18 protein-coding genes are annotated in these 22,081 nt (G+C 63.9%); 5 read left to right on the top strand and 13 right to left on the bottom strand.

Annotated elements, in window-relative coordinates; genetic code table 11:
* Window positions 1-8 precede the first annotated feature (8 nt).
* Both RQH62_RS21280 and RQH62_RS21275 read left to right on the top strand, forming a co-directional pair.
* Window positions 9-674, top strand: a complete 666-nt coding sequence (locus RQH62_RS21280; protein ID WP_311270652.1) for an aspartate/glutamate racemase family protein — start codon at window positions 9-11, stop codon at window positions 672-674.
* A gap of 17 nt (window positions 675-691) precedes the next feature.
* Window positions 692-1,963, top strand: coding sequence for an MFS transporter (locus RQH62_RS21275; RefSeq protein WP_311270651.1), 1,272 nt, complete (start codon window positions 692-694; stop codon window positions 1,961-1,963).
* 74 nt (window positions 1,964-2,037) lie between these two features.
* On the opposite strand, the gene RQH62_RS21270 is transcribed toward RQH62_RS21275, so the two are convergent.
* The 3 genes from RQH62_RS21270 to RQH62_RS21260 all read right to left on the bottom strand — a co-directional run bounded on the left by RQH62_RS21270 (window position 2,038) and on the right by RQH62_RS21260 (window position 6,438).
* Window positions 2,038-3,336, bottom strand: a complete 1,299-nt coding sequence (locus tag RQH62_RS21270) for a four-carbon acid sugar kinase family protein (protein WP_311270650.1) — start codon at window positions 3,334-3,336, stop codon at window positions 2,038-2,040.
* Window positions 3,337-3,445: 109 nt separating this feature from the next.
* A complete protein-coding gene (locus RQH62_RS21265) occupies window positions 3,446-4,711 on the bottom strand; it encodes a ribulose-bisphosphate carboxylase large subunit family protein (RefSeq protein ID WP_311270649.1) in 1,266 nt (421 codons plus the stop codon).
* Window positions 4,712-4,713: 2 nt separating this feature from the next.
* Window positions 4,714-6,438, bottom strand: a complete 1,725-nt coding sequence (locus tag RQH62_RS21260; RefSeq protein ID WP_311270648.1) for a beta-L-arabinofuranosidase domain-containing protein — start codon at window positions 6,436-6,438, stop codon at window positions 4,714-4,716.
* 206 nt (window positions 6,439-6,644) lie between these two features.
* On the opposite strand from RQH62_RS21260, the gene RQH62_RS21255 reads away from it, so the two are divergent.
* Window positions 6,645-8,714 (top strand): beta-galactosidase, encoded by a 2,070-nt coding sequence (locus tag RQH62_RS21255; protein WP_311270647.1) that lies wholly within the window; start codon window positions 6,645-6,647, stop codon window positions 8,712-8,714.
* A 198-nt stretch (window positions 8,715-8,912) separates the two neighbouring features.
* On the opposite strand, the gene RQH62_RS21250 is transcribed toward RQH62_RS21255, so the two are convergent.
* Genes RQH62_RS21250 through RQH62_RS21205 form a run of 10 tightly spaced genes read right to left on the bottom strand, consistent with a single transcriptional unit; the run spans window position 8,913 to window position 19,384 of the window.
* Complete coding sequence (locus RQH62_RS21250) at window positions 8,913-9,980, bottom strand: hypothetical protein (RefSeq protein ID WP_311270646.1); 1,068 nt, start codon at window positions 9,978-9,980, stop codon at window positions 8,913-8,915.
* Complete coding sequence (locus RQH62_RS21245) at window positions 9,977-11,185, bottom strand: SGNH/GDSL hydrolase family protein (protein ID WP_311270645.1); 1,209 nt, start codon at window positions 11,183-11,185, stop codon at window positions 9,977-9,979. The genes RQH62_RS21250 and RQH62_RS21245 overlap by 4 nt, the downstream gene beginning before the upstream one ends.
* On the bottom strand, window positions 11,185-11,913 hold the full coding sequence (locus RQH62_RS21240) for an SDR family oxidoreductase (RefSeq protein ID WP_311270671.1): 729 nt from the start codon (window positions 11,911-11,913) through the stop codon (window positions 11,185-11,187). The genes RQH62_RS21245 and RQH62_RS21240 overlap by 1 nt, the downstream gene beginning before the upstream one ends.
* A gap of 10 nt (window positions 11,914-11,923) precedes the next feature.
* Window positions 11,924-12,973, bottom strand: coding sequence for a Gfo/Idh/MocA family oxidoreductase (locus RQH62_RS21235; RefSeq protein WP_311270644.1), 1,050 nt, complete (start codon window positions 12,971-12,973; stop codon window positions 11,924-11,926).
* Window positions 12,970-14,163, bottom strand: a complete 1,194-nt coding sequence (locus tag RQH62_RS21230) for an extracellular solute-binding protein (protein WP_311270643.1) — start codon at window positions 14,161-14,163, stop codon at window positions 12,970-12,972. The genes RQH62_RS21235 and RQH62_RS21230 overlap by 4 nt, the downstream gene beginning before the upstream one ends.
* Entirely contained in the window at window positions 14,160-15,284 is a 1,125-nt protein-coding gene (locus RQH62_RS21225) for an ABC transporter permease (protein WP_311270642.1), read from the bottom strand. The genes RQH62_RS21230 and RQH62_RS21225 overlap by 4 nt, the downstream gene beginning before the upstream one ends.
* Entirely contained in the window at window positions 15,281-16,768 is a 1,488-nt protein-coding gene (locus RQH62_RS21220; RefSeq protein ID WP_311270641.1) for a sugar ABC transporter ATP-binding protein, read from the bottom strand. Before RQH62_RS21220 ends, RQH62_RS21225 begins: the two co-directional genes overlap by 4 nt.
* A complete protein-coding gene (locus RQH62_RS21215; protein ID WP_311270640.1) occupies window positions 16,768-17,784 on the bottom strand; it encodes a sugar ABC transporter substrate-binding protein in 1,017 nt (338 codons plus the stop codon). Before RQH62_RS21215 ends, RQH62_RS21220 begins: the two co-directional genes overlap by 1 nt.
* Window positions 17,784-18,230, bottom strand: coding sequence for a MaoC/PaaZ C-terminal domain-containing protein (locus tag RQH62_RS21210; RefSeq protein WP_311270639.1), 447 nt, complete (start codon window positions 18,228-18,230; stop codon window positions 17,784-17,786). The genes RQH62_RS21215 and RQH62_RS21210 overlap by 1 nt, the downstream gene beginning before the upstream one ends.
* Window positions 18,227-19,384, bottom strand: a complete 1,158-nt coding sequence (locus RQH62_RS21205) for a CaiB/BaiF CoA-transferase family protein (protein WP_311270638.1) — start codon at window positions 19,382-19,384, stop codon at window positions 18,227-18,229. The genes RQH62_RS21210 and RQH62_RS21205 overlap by 4 nt, the downstream gene beginning before the upstream one ends.
* 62 nt (window positions 19,385-19,446) lie before the next feature.
* Here RQH62_RS21205 and RQH62_RS21200 point away from each other — a divergent pair, with 62 nt between their 5' ends.
* The gene (locus RQH62_RS21200; protein ID WP_311270637.1) at window positions 19,447-20,613 is read left to right on the top strand and encodes an extracellular solute-binding protein; all 1,167 of its coding nucleotides are present in this window, start codon (window positions 19,447-19,449) and stop codon (window positions 20,611-20,613) included.
* Window positions 20,613-21,746: a CaiB/BaiF CoA-transferase family protein gene (locus tag RQH62_RS21195; protein WP_311270636.1), complete on the top strand. Its 1,134-nt coding sequence runs from the start codon at window positions 20,613-20,615 to the stop codon at window positions 21,744-21,746. Before RQH62_RS21200 ends, RQH62_RS21195 begins: the two co-directional genes overlap by 1 nt.
* Window positions 21,747-22,081: the final 335 nt, after the last annotated feature.

Raw genomic sequence — 22,081 nt, 5'->3', positions numbered from 1 at the left:
GAGAATAGATGAAAACGCTGGCCCTTCTCCATACCAGCCCGACGCTCAGCCCGTTGTTCAACGAACTGACGGCGCGCATCATTCCGGGCGTGCGCGTCCTGCACTTCGTGGACGAAAGCCTCATCAAGAACACGATCGCCGCAGGGAAGCTCGAAAAGCCGACCATGCGCCGCCTGATCGACCTCGTCGGATCGACCTTCGACGCGGGCGCGGACGTCACGCTCGTCACCTGCTCGTCCATCGGCCCGGCGGTCGATATCGCCGCGCAGCTGCATGACAAACCGGTCCTGCGCGTCGATCGCCCCATGGCCGAAAAGGCCGTCGCGGCAGGCAACAAGGTCGGCGTCCTCGCGACCCTTTCGACCACGCTCGCCCCCACCGCCGCGCTCGTCCGCCGCGTGGCGGAGGAAAGCGGCAGGGATATCGAGATCGTCGAACATGTCTGCGAAGGCGCGTTCGAAGCGGTCATGGCAGGCGACGGCGCCACCCATGACCGCATCGTCGGCGAAGCGCTGACGGGCAAGATGGCGGGCATGGACGCGATCCTCTTCGCGCAGGCCTCCATGGCCCGCGCCCTGGCCGCCCTGCCGGAAGGCGCGGTCCCCGTGCCCGTCTTCACCAGCCCGGAACTGGGCGTGGAGCGCGCCCGCGACGTGCTGGCCAGCCTCGTCTGACATCAGGGAGAGGGGGGATGAAAAAACGTCATGCCGTCGTCGGGCTTCTGGGCGTCCTGTCCGTCATCACCTTCCTCGACCGGATGGCCATCGCGGTCACCGGTCCTGCGGTACAAAAGGAACTGGCGATTACCCCGGAACAATGGGGCTGGGTGCTGGGCGCCTATGTGATCGCCTATGCCGTGTTCGAAGTGCCTTCGGGCGCGCTGGGCGACAAACATGGCTATCGCAAGGAATTGACGCGCATCACGCTCTGGTGGTCCTTCTTTACCGCCGCCACCGCCTTTGCCCGCAATTTCTGGCAACTGACCGGCGCGCGTTTCCTCTTCGGCCTTGGCGCGGCGGGCGCCTACCCGAACATGTCCGGCGTCCTCTACCGCTGGCTCCCGGCGCGCGAACGGGCGCGGGGGCAGGGGGTGATCTGGGCCGCCAGCCGCCTTGGCGGCGCGCTCGCACCGCTCTTGCTGGTTCCCTTACAGGCCCAATTCGGCTGGCGCGCGGTCTTCATCGCGCTCGGCATCATCGGCCTGGGCTGGGCGCTGGCATGGCGCGCTTTCTATCATGATCGCCCCGCCGATCAGCCTGGCATCACCGCCGCCGAAGTCGCCGAAATCGGCAGCGACGACAGCGCGGGCCACAGCGGTACGCCATGGCGCAAACTCCTGTCCCTGCCGCAACTCTGGCTGATCGCGCTCGCCTATTGCTTCTATGCCTTTGGCAGCTGGTTCTTCTTCAACTGGTTCCCGACATGGATGGTCAACGGCGCCAAGTTCACCATCGCCGAAATGGGCCTTTACGGCTCCATCCCCTTCCTGCTCGGCATCGTCGCCAATCTGGCGGGCGGCGTCCTGTGCGACAGGCTGGCCGACCGCATCGGCATCCGCAAGGCATATAGCCGCATCGCCAGCACCTGCCTCACCATCACGGCGGCGCTGCTCGTCCTGATGAGTCTCGTCACCAGCAAGATACTGATCGTCATCCTCGCCGCTTCCGCATTCGGCGTCATGGACCTGATGCTGCCATCCGCATGGGCGATGTGCATGTCGATCGGCGGGCGCTACGGCGGCACCGCCAGCGGCGTTATGAACACGGCGGGTAATCTGGGCGGCTTCGTCTGCACCGTGGTGATCGGCTACATGATCGGCGCGACCGGCAACTATAATTTGCCGGTTCAGGGTGTCGCCGCCATGGTCCTGATCGCGGCCATCCTCTTTTCCCGCATCGACTGCACCAAAGGCTTCGACCATAAAAGCGGCCCTGCGGAGGACGCTGCGCTTCCGACCATATAAGAAAAGGGGGCTGTCAAAACCGACAGCTCCCTTTGCCGTTTGTTTCGAGCGCAGTCGAGAAACGTAAAGCGGAACTATCCTCCGCGCCGCACCGTCTCAAAAAAGTCCGGCGCGCCCATCTGCCCGCCCTTCAATACCAGTTCCAGCCCGTCGAGCGCCTGATCCGTGGCATAGGCCCGCACCAGCGGCGCACCCCGCTCCAGTGGCGCGGCCCATGCGATCGCCTCCAGCCCCATCTGCGCGACACCATGGCTGGACGTATCGCCGCCCGCAAACAACAGCCGCGCAATCCCGGTCCGCCGCACCACATCCCGGCTCACCCGCCCCAGCGCGGCACCGATCGCGGCTCCGGCAGCAGGAACATCCTGTGCCAGCGGCCCCTCGGCCGAATGCACCACCACGCGCCCATTGTCGCCCAATGATCCCGCAGCCGCCGCGACCAGCCGCTCTTCCTCAGCCACGCTTCCGCTCAGCAGCGCGGCGACATCCGCCTGCACCGTGGCAAAGCCATCGGCCCGCGCGACTGCGATCTGCGTCGCCGTCACCGGCGAACAACTGCCACTCATCACCAGCAATCGATCCACACTACCAGCGCGGGGCAGGGCGTCCGGCGGCGGCACGATTCCCGTCGCCTGCCAGCCAAGGATCATCGCGCGCGTAACGCCCGAACTCCCCACGGCAAAGCGGAACCGTGCGCCTTGATGCGTCAGCAGCACGCGCCCCACGGCGGCCAGACTCGCTTCGTCCATGCCGTCGAACATCATCGCATCCGCGTCATCAGCGATGGCGTCCAGAAACAGCGCCTCCGCGTCCCCCGCCTGTATCCGGTCGATGGTCGCCAGCCCGATCTTCGCCTCCGTCTGTCGCGCCAGATGCTGTCGCATATCGGCCTCGTGCATCGGCGTCACCGGGTGGCGCGCCATGGTCGGGTGCCGGTCGATCCGGTGCACCGCGCCGCCCGCCGCCGCGAACAAATTGCCGAAGATCAGATATCGCCCCAGATGCGGCGCGCCGATCACTATCGGCACGATCCCGCCCAGCGCCGCTTTACCAATTTCCAGCGCCCGCCCGATCGACCCCACATCAGGGCTGCTGTCGAATGTCGAACAAGTCTTGTAATGCACCACCGGCGCGCCGCTTCGACCCAATGCAGCGAAAGCGCCCGGCAGATGCACATCCATCCAGTCCGGCGCCCGGCTGCGCGCATCGCCCGCCAGCCCGATCGCCCGCACATCCGGAAAGCGCGACAGCATCGCCGTATCGGGCTGCCGCAGGAACAGGATGGCCGGCACGCCGCCTTCGGCCAGCTGCTCCAGCACATCGGTCGATCCGGTGAAATCGTCGCCGTAAAAGGCGTAAAGCAGATCGGTCATCGACGTCTCGCATTCTTCGTCATCCCAACGAAAGCTGGGATCTCAGGCGGAGGCGCACAAAGCTCGCCCCGCACGACCCTCTCCCACACTGGAATGACATGCCTCATTCTCAGGCAAAAGCCGCCAGCGCATCGCGCAATTCCGGTTCCTGCGAAGCCGCTTCGCTCAGGTCGATCCCCGCCACCGCCGCCTGCCATGCCTGTTGCAGCGCCCGCACGCCAGCGCCCGGTCCACCCGGATGCGCCATGATGCCGCCGCCCGCCGCAAAGATCAGGTCCGTCGACCCCAGCGCCGCGAATGTCGCAGGCACCTGCCGCGCCGATTGCCCGGATGAAAAGACCGGCATGATCTCGCACCCTGCATGGGGCGCGGGAAACATCGGCGTCAGGCATTCGCGGGCCGACGCGATCACACTCTCATTGCTCTCGCAGAATTTATTGTCGATACCGTTGACGTGCGTATGGTCGATCCCGGCCAGCCTCCACAATTTCTGGAACGCGATATAGCTCATGCCGATGGCTGGGGACCGCCCCAGCATCCCCCACCCGTTGCGATGTCCGTGGATCGGCAGTTGGGAATGGGCGCGCAGCATCTTCATCGCGGGCAAGCCGATGCTGTTCATGCTCGCCATGATGCAGGTACCGCCTTCGCGCAGCAGATAGTCGTGCCGTTCCAGCATCTCGTCCATGTCGCCGGTCAGGTTGGCGGCGAACATGACCTTCTTGCCGGTGCGTTCGGCATGGTCGTCGATGACGCGCATCACTGCGCTCACCCGCGCCTCGAACGGGCAATGCGGCCCGTCCGCCTGCAATTCGTCATCCTTGATGAAATCGACGCCCGCTTCCACCAGCGCCCGCACCTGATTGGCGGTGGCATCCGGCGACAGGCCGACGCTCGGCTTGATGATCGTCCCGATCATCGGCCGGTCATACACGCCCGCCAGTTTGCGTGTCCCCTCCACGCCGAATTGCGGCCCCTGATAGCGGGTCAGGAAAGCGGGCGGCAACGTCACGTCGACCAGCCGCAGCCCGGAAAAAGCCTTCAGCTCCGACAGATTGCCGTTGATCGTCGCCAGCAGATTGGGCAGCGAAATCCCGAAATTGGACGTCGGCCAGGACAAAGTCACCCGCGCCCGCCGCCGCTTGCCGTCACCGCCGCCCTTGGGCAGGCCCGATCCCGGCAGCGAAGGCGCACCGACCTTGCCCAGTTCCTCCAGCGCCTCGACCCGCGCGGCATGGGCTTCGCGCAATGCGTGGGTTTCCCCCGGCACGCGGACGAAGGTGCCGGTCGACTGCTCGCCCGCCATCGTCGCCGCCGCCTGTTCCAGTGGAAAGGCGGTTTCGATCTCGTAAGTCGCAAAAACCCTGTCAGACATCGTCACGCAATCTTGAAATAGGTGTTGTACCGTTCAAGCCCCACATTGAAATAGGGGATGAAGACAAGGTTCCGGCCGCCCGTCTCCATGGCGTAATTCAGGCCTGAACCCGGCACCGGTTTCAGCGACGCAGGCAATGCCAGCGGCTGATCCTCCACCCCGGTCCAGGGGTTGAGGCCGACATACATCACCGCCCCGCGCATGACGGCGGCGATATCCGGGTTCTTGTCATCGATGCTCAGCGTCCGCAGGGCCTGCGGCAGGGTCAATTCCACGGTGTCGCCCGCCTTCCACGTCCGGTCGACCACGGCCAACGTCCCCGGCTGCACGCCCTGCGCCGCGCCGTTGACGCGCAATTGCGCGCCCTTCGCCCAGGCGGGAATGCGCAGCTTCATCGCGAAGCGGCCATTGCCCGGCGCGGTAACGGTCAGGCGGGTGGTGTCCTCCGCCGGATAGCTGGTCTGCTGCTCCACCTGCACCGCGCCGCCGGGGCGGTCCCACTTCACGGTAGACGGCGCGAACATGTTCACGACCAGCGCATTGTCGTCATGGAAATAGAGGTTCAGCACATAATCGGCGACGCCCTGCACCAAAGTCCCCGAACAGCAGGGCCATTTCTGGTGATAATAGAGCTTCTCGGCCGCCGCGCCATAGTTGGAATAATAGGGATAACCGCCGTCGCTGTCGGGCAGGCGGGTCGCCAGCATCGTGTTGTACAGCGTCCGTTCCAGCCCGTCGCCATAGAGTGGCTCGCCGGTGAAGCGCACCAGATAACGGGCCAGCTTCATGTCGGCAAAGCTGCCGCAGGGCGTTTCGAAATGCGCCTTGGACGATTTGAGGCTCGCGGCGAGCTTGCCCTGATGCAGTTCGACGAACTGCTCCTCCGGCCCCCAGCCGCCAGATGCGAAGCGCTGCGGCTCCATATAGGTCCATGCGTTGACCAGCGCCTTGCGATATTTTTCGTCGCCCAGATGCAGATAGGCCTGCGCGCCCGAACTCAGCGCGATGGTATGGCTATAGGCATGCTTGGTCGGCAACACATCCTGCCCGGCGGCCAGCGGATCGAACCATTCCTTGTTCAGCAGATAATGGACCGCCATCTGCCGATATTTTTCCTGCCCCATAATCTCGGCGACATGGAACAGATTTTCCGACAGGATATAGGTTTCGTCATAGGGCGGATCGACCTTGCCGATCCGGTCCCGCGACACGGGCGAAATATAGGGACGGCACTTCTCGATCGTGATCGGCAGCAGCGTCCTGGCCTGTTCCACCCCTGACAGGCGGTATGCGTCGATCAGGCCGACGACATATTTGTCCATCGTATAGGCGGCCCACTGGTCCTGCGCCTTGGGACCGGCATAGGGGTTCTTCGTCTTGGTGATGAATTCGCCGAACCCCTGCACCAGTGCCGCGACCTTGGCATGGATGGCCTTGTCGCCGGTCGTAGCCCCAATGCGTGCCAGCCCCGACACATATTGCCCGAAGGCAAGGCCAGGCACGAAGCCGTCGCGATCATACCAGCCGCCCATGTCCGGGCCAGGTGCAGGGAGGCCCGCCTGCTGGCGAAACACCTTCAGGGCGCGATCATTGTCCAGCGCCAGATAATGGGCGTGGATATGGTCATAATGGTCCTTGACCACGCCGCCGGTCAGTTGGACCGCGCCATAGGGAAATTCCTGCAAGACTTCCTTGCCGCGCCCCGCCGTCGCTGCGGCGAATGCCATGGATGACGCGCCGATCGCACCTACCGCCGTGGTCGCACAGGTAGCACAGTGCATGAATCCGCGCCGCGAAATGCCAGCGCTGGCGTGATCGTCATCATGATGCCCCATGCTCATCCTGTCCCCGATTCTTCTTTGATTGCACGCGCAGGCTTGCGCTATGGCACGATTTAACAATATCATATGACTAATTGCAAGAGGAGGGATGAATGGTGAAGGGGTTTTGGACGGCATCGCTGTTGGGTTTGGCGGTTGCCGTCTCTCCTTCTCCTGCCAAAACGCAGACATATCAATCCCGCGCCACGCAGTTTGCGAACAAGCCCGCCATCGCGGTCGGCGTGGCGTGGTATCCAGAACAATGGCCCGAATCCCGCTGGGATGTCGACCTGAAGATGATGAAGGACACCGGATTCAACACCGTGCGGATTGGCGAATTTGCCTGGAGCCGCATGGAGCCGTCCGAAGGCCAGTTCGACTTTTCATGGATGGACCGTGCGATTGCGGCAGCGAAACGCTACGGTTTCATGATCGTCATCGGCACGCCCAGCGCCGCCCCGCCAGCATGGCTCACGCAAAAATATCCAGACACGCTTCGCGTCGATGAAAATGGCGCGCGCGCGGGCCATGGCGGCCGCCGCCATTTCTCCTTCGCCAGCGCGCGCTACCGCGACTTGTCCCGCCGGATCGCGCTCGAAATGGCGAAGCGCTACGGCAAAGACCCGTCCGTCGTCGGCTGGCAGATCGACAATGAAGTCGGCCCGCCCAGCTTCGACCCCGAATCCGTCGTGGCATGGCATAAATTCCTGAAGGCCCGCTACGGCACCATCGACACGCTCAATCAGCGCTGGACCACCCAATATTGGAGCCAGCATTATAACGACTTCGATCAGGTGCCGCTCCATGCTACGGGTCAGCAAAATCCCGGTCTGCTACTCGACTTCAAACATTTCACCAGCGCCACCTGGACCGACTATGTGCAAAATCAGGCGCAGGTGATCCGTCCGCTGATCGACCCCCGAGCCTTCATCACCACCAACACCATGTTCTGGAATGCGGGCTTCGATCATTTCCAGATGCACCGCGATCTCGATATCGCGTCATGGGACAATTATATTCAGGAAGGGCGGCCGGATTGGGTCGCCAACGGCGCGAACCACGATCTGGTGCGCGGTTATAAACAGCGCAATTTCTGGCTGATGGAAACCCAGCCGGGCCGCGTCGACTGGGCGCCGGTCAACCGCTCGCTCGATCCGGGCCAGACCCGCGAAATGGCGTGGCAGGCGGTGTCGCACGGTGCGGACGCCGTCCTCTATTGGCAATGGCGCTCGCCCGCCAACGGGCAGGAAGTCTATCATGGCGCCGTGCTGGGGCAGGATGGCCTGCCTAATCCCGTCCATGGCGAAATCGCGCAGATGGCAAAGGAACTGACCGCCGCCGCCCTGCTACTGGCCGATACTCAGCCAGCCGCAAAAGTCGGTTTCCTCTTTTCCTATGACAGCCGCTGGGCGATCGACCTGCAACGCCATAACAAGGCGTTCGACCCGATAAAATCCTTCATTGACACCTATCGCCCCTTCCGCACGAAGACGCAGGGCGTCCATATCCTGTCGGCGGACGATGACCTGTCCGCCTATCCGCTGGTGGTGGCACCCAACCTCAATGTCCTGACGCAAAGCCAGGCCGATCGCCTTGCCGCCTATGTGCGCGGCGGCGGGCAATTGCTGCTCGGGGCGCGCTCCGGCATGAAGGATGATGCCAACGCCCTCTGGCCCCAGCGCCAGCCCGGCCCGCTCGCAGATCTTCTCGGCGCGCAGGTGGAGCAATATTATGCGTTGGACGAAAATGTCAGCGTGAAGGGCGCCGTCACCGGCACCGCGACCCTGTGGGCGGAGCAGCTCAAACCCACCGCCTCCGATGCGCAGATACTTGCGACCTATGACAATCCTGGTGGCTGGCTCGACGGCAAGCCCGCCATCATCTCGCGCAAGGTTGGAAAGGGTCGCATCACCTATCTTGGCGCATGGCTGGAGCCTGCCCCGATGCAGCAATTGGCCGACCGCCTGCTCTCAGAAGCACAGGTGCAGCCGATCATTCCGAACGCCCATCCCGATCTCGAAATCAGCGAGCGCGCAGGTAAGGACAAGCGTGTCCTGATCGTCATCAACCATGGTGGTGAAGCGCGCGCCCTCACGCCACCCACTGGTGCAAAACTCGCTCAGGGTCAATGGCAGAGCGGCCAGATAGCCCCCCACGGCATTGCATTATTCGCATTGAAATAGGCGGCAGTTGCTGCTCCCCTTCCTGAAAGGGAGGGGCTGGGGGTGGGTAAGCCGCGTCAGCGGCCTCCATCTGTCCTATTCGTCACGCACGCGCTAAGATCGCCCCGGCTCTTTCCAACATCGGGCATCCCGCTGACCGAAAATTTCCAACTCTTGAAAGTAAATGTCAAAATCAGCGGGAAATGTGCGAAGTTAAGCCTACCATGGGACCGAGCGCGCCACTGCAATCCCGCGCACGTCAGTGGGCCATTTCCCGCTGACCGCGCAATAATGATGATAGAGCGCGCCTTTGGCGTAGACGATGGACGGCTTGTGCGCATATTTCTCGTCCACCGAACCCGGCGCACCATGGTCGACCAGTACCTCGTCCACTTTGCGAAACGCGGTCAGGCTATCCCCCAGCGCCAGCAGATCGCGCGCATAGCCATCGGTCGACAGCCCGAAGTAGAACATCGCCCATTGCCCCCCATGCCGCAATACCACCGGATCGCTGGCAAAACGGTCGTCCCAACTGCCTTTCCCTCCATTGCGAAGCAACGGACTGGCCGGATGCCGCACCCAATGCTTAAGGTCGGTGGAGGTCGCCAGCCCGGTCTGCTCATGCCACGGCTCGCCTTTGGTCTTGGCATTGTAGAACAGATAATAGGTACGCCCGACCTTTATCAGATAGGGCTTGTACAGCCCGCCTTCCTCCCACGGCGCGCCGCCGTCGGGAAAGAGGATTGGCGGCGTTTTTTCCCAATGGATCAGGTCTTTGCTGTAGGCTAGGCCAATGACCGCCGGTCCAGCTTCATATCCGGTGCCGGGATAGGCATGCCATGCGCAGACATAGCGCCCATCGACCTTGATCAGCCGCCCCGGCGACATCAGATCATTGTCGCGCAGTATCGACGCGGTGGCGATGTTGTACCGTGTGATCGGATCGTTCGGATCGCGGGCCAGAATGATGCCCTTGCGGCGCCAGTTGATAAGGTCGTCGGACTCCGCCAGTCCAGTCTGATATCCCGTGCCGTCCCACCCGACATAGGTCATGCAGAACCGCCCCTCATGGGTAAAGACGAAGGGGCAATCGACCAGTTTCTCGTCGAACGATCCTCTGACGCCCGATCCCGCCAGCACCAGCTTTGGATATTTGTAAGGCGTCCTGAAAGGGGCAACCGGGTCTTTGCGCCCGCCCTTCGCCGCTGCGCCTTCCACTGCCAGCCCGCCAAGTCCCAGCGCCGCTGCGTTCATAAATTGCCGCCGATCCACGATATCGTCCCTCATTGCCCGCAACCCTTCTGACCCAGCAGGACGGGCAGCGCTGCCGCTGCCATCCGCGCATAACCCGCATCATTGGGATGCAGATGATCGCCAATCTGGTCGGACAGACGCATAACCTTGGGTTGCCCCGGCTCCTGCATCGCGACATCGAAATCGATCACTGCGTCGAAGGATCGCGCATTGTCCCTGATCCAGCGATTGACCGTTTGCCGTCGTTCCTCGCCCGCCGCATCGGCATAGGCCGCCCCTTCATAGGGCAGAAGCGTGCCGATGATGACCTTCAGCCCGCGTGCCTTCGCCCGCGCCAGCAACTGCCCATAGGCGCCTATGATCCGCTCCGCCGAAACCTGCTGATATTGCCGTTCGGGCTGGCTGACCTTGCCGATATCGTTGATGCCTTCCAGGATGACGACATGGGTCGCCCCCGGCACCGACAGCACATCCCGGTCGAAGCGCGCCAGCGCATTGGGCCCGCGCCCGTCATGCAGCAGGCGATTGCCGCTGATCCCAGCATTAGCGACCGCCCAGCACCGCCCGGCCTTCTCTTGCCCCAGCAAAGTCGCCAGCTGGTCCGGCCAGCTCATCCCCTTGCCTGGCGAAGCGCCCGCGCCCTCGGTAATGCTGTCGCCGAACGCCACCAGCACGGCGCTTGCACCCGCAACCACCTCGACTGCGCTGACGATACCGCCCGCCCGTGCCCGGCGGGGGGAGGGCAGTTGCTCCCGATCGGTCAGATCGCCCGGCCCCGCGACATCGATCATCTGCGCATGGGCGGCCACCTTTGCCTCGCCGCTGTAATGGACGCTGAACGCCAGCGTCTCGCCCGCCTGCACGGCAAAGGGCAGGGGATCGCTCAGCATCGGCGCTCGCGCCGGCACGATGACGCTCGGCTGCCCCGCGAAGGCCAGCCTGCGCAAACTCCCCGCAACGACCTTCCCGCCAGCGTCGATCCGCACCACCGATACGCCCCCGATGGTCAAGGGCGTGTCACCCAGTTCGTTGGACAGCCGCAACCGGATCACTGCCCCGGCGGTCCCGACCCGCACTTCCTGCCGCACCGTCTCATCCTGATAGGGACGGCCCAGCGCATCCCTGATCGCCGGTTCATAACCGATGGCCGGGGCAAACCACCCCGGCACCCAGTTCTCGGCCCGTGCCGTCCCCACCAGAGCGCAGGACGCCAGCAACAGGAGCGCTAATCGCCGCATTAGATCGTCCAGCCGCCGTCAATATTGTGGATCTGCCCGGTGGTGTAGGTCGCCCCGGCCAGATAGACGACCAGATCGGCAATCTCCTCCGCCCGGCCCAGCCGCCCGATCGGCTGCCGCGCCACGAAGGCGGCGCGGGTCGCATCATAATCTCCCTGCGCCGCCAGTCGGGCATTGAGCGACGGCGTATCCACCGTGCCGGGGCAGATGGCGTTGCACCGCACGCCCTGCGCCACATGGTCCGCCGCGACCGCCTTGGTCAGGCCGATGACCGCCGCCTTGGTCACGCCATAGACGAAGCGGTTGGGCACGCCCTTCACGCTCGACGCGACCGACGCCATGTTGATGATCGCCCCGTCGCCCCGCTCGATCATGCCGGGCAGCACGGCGCGCACCATCCGCGTCATCGCCCTGACGTTCAGCGCATAGGCGAAGTCCAGATCCTCGTCCGACGCCTCCAGCACGGTGCCGCCATGCACCACGCCCGCGCAGTTGAACAATATGTCCGCTCGCCCGGTCAGCGTAGCGGCGGCCGCAATCCCGTCCTTGTCCAGCACGTCCAGCCGCGCCACCTCGACCCGCTCGCTCGCCAGATCGGCCAGCGCGCCTTCGTCGATGTCGGTCGCGATCACATGCGCCCCGGCCTCCACCAGCGCCAGAACGGACGCTCGCCCGATCCCATGGGCGGCGGCGGTCACAAGGGCGGTCTTGCCCGAAAGATCGATCATCATTGTCTCCTCAATAGGCGGGCAGCGGGGTGCCGGGCTGCGCGTTGGACTGGTAACAGGCTTCGACCAGCGCCATCGTGCGCCATGCGTCCTCGACACAGGTGGCGAGATGCGCATCTTCCCCGGCGGCGAAGCGTTGCAGGTTCGCCATCGGCCCCACAAAGGCGTCCGGGAACCAGCGGCCCTCCAGCGGCACCTGCGCCCATGGCGCGTCATGGGTGGCGATCCACAATTCGTCCGGCTCGCCCGTCGGATAATCGAGCAACAGGCCCAGCTTCACCATCGCCGCGCCCTTCGTCCCCTCGACGCGGAAAGCGGCGTCCTGAAACCGGCGGCCATAATCATGATGATGGTTGATCGACATGGTCACCCGCAGGGTCGATCCATAATCCAGTATCGCGCTGGTCCGCGTGTCGCTCAACGGGCTGGACGGATGGCCATAGCTGCGCGCAAACACCCCCATGGGATCGCCCACCAGCGCCCGGATGGTGTCGAGATAATGGATCGAATGGGACACGATCTCGACCCGTGGATTGTCGTTCAGGTGCGGAAACAGATGCCATGGCGTGACCAGGTTCAGATGCACCTCGATCTCCACCAGTTCGCCCAGGTCGCCGCGATCGATGGCATCGGCCACCGCCAGCATCATAGGCGAATAGCGCAGCTGGAAATTGACGGCGGCATTCAGCTTCCAGTCCCGGCACACCGCCCGGATCGCGCTCGCTTCCTCCAGATTGAGGCCCATGGGCTTTTGCAACAGCACGCTGGCCCCTTCGGGAAGGGCGGACAAGATTGCCCGGTGCGCAACCGGCGGCGCGGCAACATCGAACACCGCATCCTGCGCCGCCGCTTCCTCCAGCGACCCAAAGACCGTCGGAATATCCCACGCCTCGGCCAGAGCCGTTGCCCGCGCCACATCGGTGTCGAACAGCCCCGCGACCGCGAACCCGGCCTTGGCGTAAGCGGGCAGATGCGCATCCTTCACGATCCCGCCCGCGCCGATGATGACGATGGGTCGGGGCGCAGACGGCATGGCCCAGCTTTGCCGCAGCGCGCTCATGCGATCTTCTCCGCCGCCGCCTGCGCCGCCGCCAGCAGGTCTGCTGTTGGCGCGTCGCTCGTCATCGCCTTGCCCAGCATATCGTCCACCACATGGGAAATGGCGGCCAGATGCGGCGTCAGCGGCATTTCGCGCGCATGCTCATGCAACCAGTCGAGCCGATGATAATAGGGGATGGCGGCATTGATCTCCGGGTCGTTCCAGCTTGACCGCCTTACGCCGATGGCCCCTTCGGTCGTGGTCAGCCTGTCCATCGGCGCGCTCGCCAGATGGCGCAGGAAATCCCATGCCAGCGCCTTGTTCGGCGAACCTGCACCGATCCCCAGCACCCAGAAGACGTTCAGGGAAACGCTACGCCCTCCGGGACCAGCGGGCAGGGGGGCGACATCCACCAACCCCCGCACCTTGCTGTCCTCCGCCGTGTCGGCATAGGCGGCAAAGCCGAACCAGTTGGCCATCATCGCCACCTTGCCCTGTGCGAACAGCATGCCCGACGCCACGCTGTCCAGATCGCGGGCACCCGGCGCGACGGCTCCGGCGTCACCCGCCAGCGCCCGCAGATAATCGAGCGCCATATGCGCCTGTGGCGATGTGAAATCCGGACGGCCGTCCGCCCCGAACGGCTCGCCACCCCGCGACCAGATATGGATGCAGAAATCATAGAAGCCGTTATGCCCGTCAGGAAACTGCGCCAGTGCCGTGCCGTATCGTTCTTTATCCGGCCGGTGCAGCGCCCGTGCCGCCGCATGGAAGTCGTCCCATGTCTGCGGCACTGTGATGCCCGCTTCCGCCAGCAGATCGTTGCGATAGACCAGACATTCCGGTCCGTCATGATAGGGCATTCCCCAATAGCCCCCGGTAAAGCGCTGCATGCTCGTCAGCGAAGGCGACCAGGCTCCGGGAAAATCGGGCACCGGCGCTCGCGCCATATGCGGCGCCAAGTCTTCCAGTAGCCCCGCTGCCTGCGCCTCCGCCAGCCAGTCCGTCGCCATGAAGGCTATGTCCCAGTCGCCCTTGGCAAGGCCGCGTTGCCCGATGATCGCCTCATGCAACGGGTTCAGGTCCATCGCCACCGGATCGATCTCCGCATCCACACCGGTCACGGCGCAGAAATCCGCGAACTGCTTGACGATCGCGCTCTCGAACGGCCCGAACCGCCGCACCGCAACACGCAAAACCGGCTTGCTCATGCGGCTGCTCCCTTCAGCAGCCGCGCCCGCCCTGCGCCGACGGTGTAAATCGCCGCCGCCGCGACCACGACGACGCCTTCGATCAACCCCTGATAATTGGCACCCAGATTGAGGATGTTGAACCCGTTGGTCAGCGTGAACAGCAACAATGCGCCGACCACCGTCTTCACCACGCTGCCCGCCCCACCGAATAGCGACGTGCCCCCAAGGATCGCTGCGGCGATCACCGTCAGTTCCGCCCCCTGAAGCGCGGTCGGATTGATCGCCCCCAGCCGACAGGCGAACAATATGCCTGCAAACCCCGCCGCCACGCTCGACAGCGCGAATGCCCCGATCCGATAGGCGTTGACGTTGATCCCCGACAGTCGCGCCGCTTCCGCATTGCCGCCCACCGCATAGACCCGCCGCCCGACCACGGTGAAGCGCAGCACGAACCCGACCAGCGCGGTAAACAGCGCCAGATAGAGGACCGGCGCGGCGAGTGTGAAATCCTGCCCGGCAAACGCCGCGGAGGCGACCAGCAGCACGCCGCCAATCCCAGCCGGGACCCGCCGCCGCCGCGCCAGCGCATAGCCCAGCACCGCCGCCCCGATCACCAGCAGTACCCAGAAAGCCGATACCCGCCCGCTTTCGAATGCCAGCATCTGCGCCAGAACCTCCGGCCGCTCGACCATCAGCGACCGGCCGTCTGTCAGGATTAGCACAAGGCCCCGCACTGCCGTCAGTGTCCCCAGCGTCACGATGAAGGCGTTGATGCCCACAAATTGCACGATCGCGCCGTTCAGCAGTCCGATCGCGCCCGCCGTACAGAGCGCCGCAACCGCCGCTGCCGGAAAGCCGACCTGCCCCGCCAGCGCGATCAGCACAGCAGCGGCGAGGGCTGCGACCGACGCCACCGACAGGTCGAACGCGCCGGTAATCAGCATTACCGTCATGGCGACGCCCATGATGCCGACCAGCGACGCCTGATAGGCGATATTGCCCAGATTCTGCCCCGATATATAGGCGGGCAACCCCCGGTTCGCGGCGATCCCCGCGAGCACTGCGATCAGCAGCGCCAGCGCATAATAGACGCCCGCCTCGCGCAGGCCGAATATGCGGCGCCAGTCCTGCCCGCTCATGCCGTCATCCCTTCAGAAAATTCCACCCGGCTACCCCCGGCCGCCAATATCAGGTCGGTTTCGCTGATCGTGGCCGGATCGACCTCCGACACCACGCATCCGTCGCGCATCACCAATATGCGGTCGCAAATGGCGATCAGCTCCTCGAACTCCGACGACACCAGCAACACCGGCAGACCCTCGTCGGCCAATGTCCGCACCAGCCGCAAAATGTCCGTCCGCGCACCGATGTCGATGCCCGCCGTCGGCTCGTCCAGCATCAGCATCCGGGTGCGACCCTTCAGCCATTTGGCGATCACCACTTTCTGCGCATTGCCGCCCGACAATTCGGTGGGTAGCGCATCGGCGTCGCGCACTTTGATCGACAGCCGCTCGATCGCCGCCGTCGCCTCCGCCCGCTCGCGCCCCGGCGCCTGCATGAGGCTCAGGTCGTCGCCCAGCGCGATATTGTCCGCTAGGCTCAGCAACGGCACATAGCCCTGTTTCGCCCGATCCTCCGGCACCAGCGCCAATCCCGCCATCACCGCCTCGTCGGTCCGTCGCGGCACCGACTGCCCGTCCAGCAATACCGCGCCCCGCGCCTGCCGGTCCGAACCGAAGATCGCGTGTAGCAATTCGCTGCGCCCCGATCCCAGCAGCCCGGCGATGCCGACAATCTCGCCCGCCCTCACCGTCAGGTCGGTCGGCGCAAGGGCAGGGGCGGTCAGCCCCCGCACATCCAGCACAGTGTCGCCAAAATTACGGTCCCGTCTGTCGCGACGCAGCGCCGCCACCGACCGCCCGGCAATCGCGTCGGCAATGTCCGTCTCTTTCAGGTCCGCCGTCCGCGCATCCAGCACCGCCCGCCCGTCACGCAACACCGTCACGGCATCGGTCAGCGCCATGATCTCGTCGATGAAATGCGAAATGAACAGGACGGTGCGCCCTTCCGCCTTCAGTCGTCGGATCGTCGCATAGACATTGTCGCGCTCATACCCCGCCAGCGAAGCGGTCGGCTCGTCCATGATGATCAACTGCGCGTCCGCCGCGATGGCTGCGACGATGGCGATCATCTGCCGCTTGCCGATCGGCAGATCCTGCACCAGCGTATCGGCCGGAAAGGGCTCGCCCATATCGGCCAGCACCGCACGCACCTTTGCCCGCGCGGCCGCATCGGCGCGCCACATACCGCCGCGATCCAGCAAGATATTCTCCATCGCCGACAATGTCGGGACCAGCGGCACATGCTGGTAAATGGTCGCGATCCCCGCCGCCCTGGGCGCGGCCGGGCCGTTCCAGCTCCGCGCTTCGCCCAGCCACTCGATCCGCCCGTCGCTGGGCTCCAATGCGCCTGCCAATATCTTGATCAGCGTCGATTTGCCCGCGCCGTTCGCGCCCAGCAGGCCATGCACCGTCCCCGGCTCGACCGACAGGTCCACGCCCTTCAGCGCGACCGTGCCATTGGGGAAAATCTTGGTCAGCCCCTGAAGTTCGAGGATCGGCATCACCATTGCCCCACGCACGCATCGACATTGGCTCGCGTCACGGCGGGAATGGGGTATGTCAGGAACCGCTCGTCCGCCTTCTCTCCATGCGCCGCGCGCCGCAAAGCCTCGAACGCCAGCGCGCCCAGCGCTTCGGGCTTGAAGCAGACGGTGCCGTCCACCGCGCCCGCCTTGATCGACGCGATGGCCAGCCGCGATCCGCCCATGCCCACCAGCCGCGCGCGCGACCCCGCCGCCCGCACCGCCCGTGCGCAGCCGATCACCATGTCGTCCGCCTCGCTGAAAAACAGATCGACGCCGGGCTGTGCCGTCAGGATATTTTGGCACGCCGCCTCGCCACCCTCGGACGACCAGTTACCCGGCTGCGACGCCACGATGCGATAGCGCACCTCTGCCGTATCCAATGCCTGCCGAAAGCCGCGCGCCCGCTGCTCCACTTCGGGGTAGCCCGCCGCGCCTTCGATCACCGCGATCCTCGCCTCGCGCCCCTTGGGCAGTAATGTCGCCGCCAGCCGCCCGGCGGCTTCGCCCGCGCTCACCTCGTCCTGTGACACCAAAGCCGTCAGCCCCGGATAGACGTCGCGCACGTCCCGCGTCCTTGGATCGCCGATCAGCGCCGCGACCGATGCCACCGGGATGCCGCGCCGTCCGATCCGCTCGACCCAGCCCTGCGCTACCATGCTGTCGATCGGCATGATCGCTATGCCCTTCGCCTGCTGCGCGACCAGATCGTCGATGTCGTTCGCCTGCTTCTGCACGCCGCCTTTGGCGTCCAGCACCACCGCCGTCGCGCCCGCTCTGGCCGCCGCGTCGCTGAACCCCTTGGCGATGGCCGCTGCGAACGGATAGCTCAGCCCAACCGTCGACAGCCCGTAGCGATCACCACTGACGGGCAGGGCAGGGGCGCTCGCCCGCCCTGCCATCACCACCTGCCGCACGCCCAGCAGGGCAGCGGTCGCGACCAACAGGGTCACGACCGACAGGCCGGTCAAAACATGGCGCGCGCGCAGCGGCATCACACGTCCCGCCGCGTCACCAGATACAGATGCTCGCACGCCAGCACGGTTTCGTCGCGCTGGTTGCGGATATCGACCGCCTCGGTCACGATGCCGTGGCTGGCCCGCTTGGGATGGTCGCGTATATCTGCGATGCGGGTGATGGTGCGGATCGTGTCGCCGATATGCACCGGCCGAATGAAACGCAGCCGGTCATAGCCGTAGGACATGGCGTGAGGATTGATGACCGTCGCGGTCAGGCCGATGCCGATGGAAAAAACCATCGTCCCATGCGCGATCCGCTGCCCGAAATCCTGCGTCGCGCACCAGTGTGCGTCCATATGATGGGGGAAGAAATCGCCCGTATGCCCGGCATGCACCACAAAGTCCGTTTCGGTGATGGTCCGCCCGAAACTCTGCCGTTCCGATCCGATCTCATAGTCTTCAAAATATTGCTCGACGATCATGCGGCACCTGTCAGTTCGGAATGGATGGCGGCGCTGTCTGCGCCGAGGCGAGGTGCAGCCCGGCTGTTCTTGATGATCTGCCCGTCCACCCGGATCGGACAGCGGGTTAGCGCCAGCGTTTCCCCATCGGGCGATCGCACCTGCTGCACCGCATCCAGCGCGGCAAAGCCCGCATCGGCTGTCAGCGCGGGCCAGTCCTTGACCGGCGCGGCCCATATTCCCGCCGGTTCTAGGATAGCCAGCCAGTGCGAGTTCGTCTGCGTAGCCAGATGCCCGCGCAACATCGCCTTGATCGCATCACGCTCGGCGAACCAGCGGTTGGCAGGAAAATCCGCCAGCCCGTCGCATCCGATCAGCACACCCAGCCGGTCTACCGGCGTCATCGCCAGCGCCATATAACCGTCCGCCGTACGATAAATGCCATAAGGCGCGGCCAGATAAAGGTTGGCATTGGCCACATCGCTTCGCTCCGGCATATCTCCGCGCCGGTTCAGATAGACCGCCAGATGCTCGAATTGCAGGTCGATCGCGGTTTCGATCAGGCTGACGTCCACGCGCCCGCCTGCTCCACTCACCCCTCGCCGCACCAGCAGCGCCAGCACGCCCTGCACCAGTTGTGCGCCCGCCATCATATCGGTGATGGAAAGTCCGGCGGGCACTGGCGGCCCGTCTCCATCGCCAGACAGCCAGGCGATGCCTGACAGGGACTGCACCAGCAGATCCTGCCCCGGTCGGTCGCGCCACGGCCCCTCTGGGCCATATCCGCTGACACCGGCATAGATCAGGCGCGGGTTGATCGCTCGCACATCGTCCCACCCCAGTCCGAGCCGGTCCATGATCCCCGGCCGGAAATTATGGATCAGCACATCGGCTGTCGCGATCAGTTGCTTTACCAGTACCAGATCGTCTGCATTTTTGAGGTCCGCGGCCAAGCTCTGCTTGCCCCGATTGATGGCATGGAACAGCGCGCTGTCTTGATCGAACGGCAGGTCGGCCAGATACAGCTCTCTGCTCGCATCGCCGCCGTCTGGCCGTTCCACCTTAATGACTCGCGCTCCGAGATCACTGAGCCGAAGCGCGGCGGAGGGGCCGGCCAGGAACTGGCTGAAATCCAATACCGTCAAACCTATCAGGGGAAGGTCAGCCGTTGGCATGCTCCCATCGGACAATGGCTTACTCTCCATAATTATCATTTAATATGATATTTTGTTAGGCTATGGAGCTCGGTAGAACGAGTCAACATATTTGTCTGAGTAACGGAGAGGGCATTATGCGAGGAATGACATGGGATCACCCGCGCGGTGTCGATCCGCTGCTGGCCGCGTCACGCGAATGGGAAGCTCGAACCGGGCAGGTGATTCTCTGGGATCGCCGCTCCCTTCAGGATTTTGAGACTTTCCCTGTAGAAGAACTGGCGCGCCAATATGATCTGATCGTCATCGACCATCCCCATGTCGGACAAATCGCCGATGCCGGATGCCTCGTTCCGCTCGATACGCTATGGAATGAAGATCAACTGGCGGATATAGCGGCAGGCTCTATTGGCCTTTCCTATCCCAGCTATCGATGGAAGGGGCAACAGTGGGCGCTACCGATAGATGCAGCGACCCAGGTGCAGGCTTGGGTCCCCGACCGGCTGCAACAGCCGCCGCGCAACTGGGAGGATATCCTTGGCTTGGCGCGGGCCGGAATGCTTGCTCTGCCGCTGAGGCCGCCCCATTCGCTCATGACGCTCTTTACCCTTTGCGGGCTGGAAGGATGCGGGCTCGACGTGGATGGCCCGGCGCTCTTTCCGGCCAGCACGGCCGCAGCCTATGATCGGCTGTTGCAACTGGCAGGCCTGATCGATCCGATTGCTTATGATCAGGATCCCATTGCCGTATTGGACATGATGGGGAGCGCTGATTCTGCCGTTGCGACGTCCCCTTTCATCTATGGCTATGTCAGCTATGCCCAAGCTGGATTTCGTCCGGTCCGTGTCGCTTTCCAGGATCTGGCTGCTACGGGTCATGCTGGACCAGCAGGCTCGGCGCTGGGCGGCACTGGCTTGGCCGTGTCTTCTCATCGCCAGTTTCAGGCAGATGCGGCCGCGTTTGCTCTGTGGGTCGCCAGCGGTCCCATCCAGGCCAGTCTCTATGCGTCTTCGGGCGGCCAGCCCGGACATGCTGCGGCGTGGGAAGATGACAGCATCAACCAGCAGGCGGCTAACTTCTACCGCGCTACCCGTGCGACACTCGACGGTGCCTGGCTTCGCCCCCGGCATAGCGGCTATATGGCTTTTCAGCAGCAGGCGTCCGACCGCCTGAATCAAGCCCTGCGTAACAGGGAGGGCGCCGCATCCACCATTGCTGCCCTCAACCATCTATTTGTCGCGAGCTTCTGATGCGTGAAGATCTCCCGCTCGATGGATTGCTGGTGCTCGACATGGCACAATTTCTTTCAGGGCCCTCTGCTGCGCTGCGGCTCGGCGACCTTGGCGCACGAGTCATAAAGGTAGAGCGTCCCGGCATCGGCGATATTTGCCGCAGCCTGTATTTGACAGACACCGACATAGCCGGTGATTCAACCCTGTTTCATGCTATCAACCGGAACAAGGAGAGTATCGCACTCGACTATGCGACGCCGGCTGACCGCGATTTCCTCTATCGCCTTGCCGATCGGGCGGATGTCGTAATCCAGAATTTTCGACCAGGGGTAGCCGACCGTCTTGGCGTCGGCCCACAGCTTCTGCGCTCGCGTAACCCGCGCCTCGTCATTGGCACTATATCGGGTTACGGAGCAGATGGCCCATGGGCCGGTTTGCCGGGACAGGATCTGCTGGCCCAGGCTTTGGCGGGGGCCATGTGGCTGAATGGTAGCGCGGATGATGGACCAGTTCCCTTCGGACTCTCGATTGCGGACATGCTTGCCGGCCATGTCATCACGGAGGGGGTATTGGCCTCGCTTGTTCGTCGCGGCATCAAGGGAGTGGGCGCGCATGTAGAAACCAGTCTGCTCGAAGCACTGGTCGATTTCCAATTCGAGGTGTTGACCACATACCTCAATGATGGTGGCCGCGCTCCGCGCCGGGCCAAGGTGCGAAATGCCCATGCGTATCTTGCGGCGCCCTATGGGGTCTATCGCACGGCTGACGGCTGGCTGGCGTTGGCGATGACCCCGCTGGCGACGTTGGAGAAAATGCTGGATGTAAAGTTGAAGGGCGACGCATTTCGTGATCGTGATCGCCTGCAATTCGCGATAGCGGAACGCATGGTGCAGCGGGATACGGCAAGCTGGCTGGCGCATCTTCGAACAGAGGATATCTGGTGCGCACAAGTCATGGACTGGCCTGGCCTGCTGGCGTCCGAAGCCTTCCGGCGATTGGACTTGTTGCAGCCTATTTCCGCTCGCAACCGGGGAATGATTACCATCAAGGGCCCAGTGCGCATTGATGGGCACCGTTCCTGCCACCCTGTAGGAGCGCCTCATATGGATCAGCATGGGAGCGCGATCCGCGCGGAATTTGGATCGACGTAAAGCCGCTGCTCCTCATCGGCCTAGTTTGAGTTAGTGACATTTTTTTGAAAAAGAGTGTTGACCGAATCGAGGGTGCTATTTAGAGGGCTTTTCACCGGACGGGGCGCTGCCATCAGGGAGCGCTTGGAACGGTCGCCAACATAGACGGACACTGTTCCCCCGGACGCAAGGAAGGGGTTGGATGGTTGTCCGGCCAAAACTGTCTGGTGGTTCTTTGACATTGTCGGTTAGATGAAGGGACATGTGGGCGGCGGCTCGGTGTTGTGGTGGCTTCTAGGCATCACGGACATCGTAAAAGCTTAGCCAGTTCATATGTCTCAATACATATCCACAGT

It is taken from the genome of Sphingobium sp. WCS2017Hpa-17 (assembly GCF_031843765.1).
In the GTDB taxonomy this organism is placed as follows: Bacteria; Pseudomonadota; Alphaproteobacteria; order Sphingomonadales; family Sphingomonadaceae; genus Sphingobium.
This window is presented reverse-complemented; position numbering and strand designations above follow the sequence as displayed.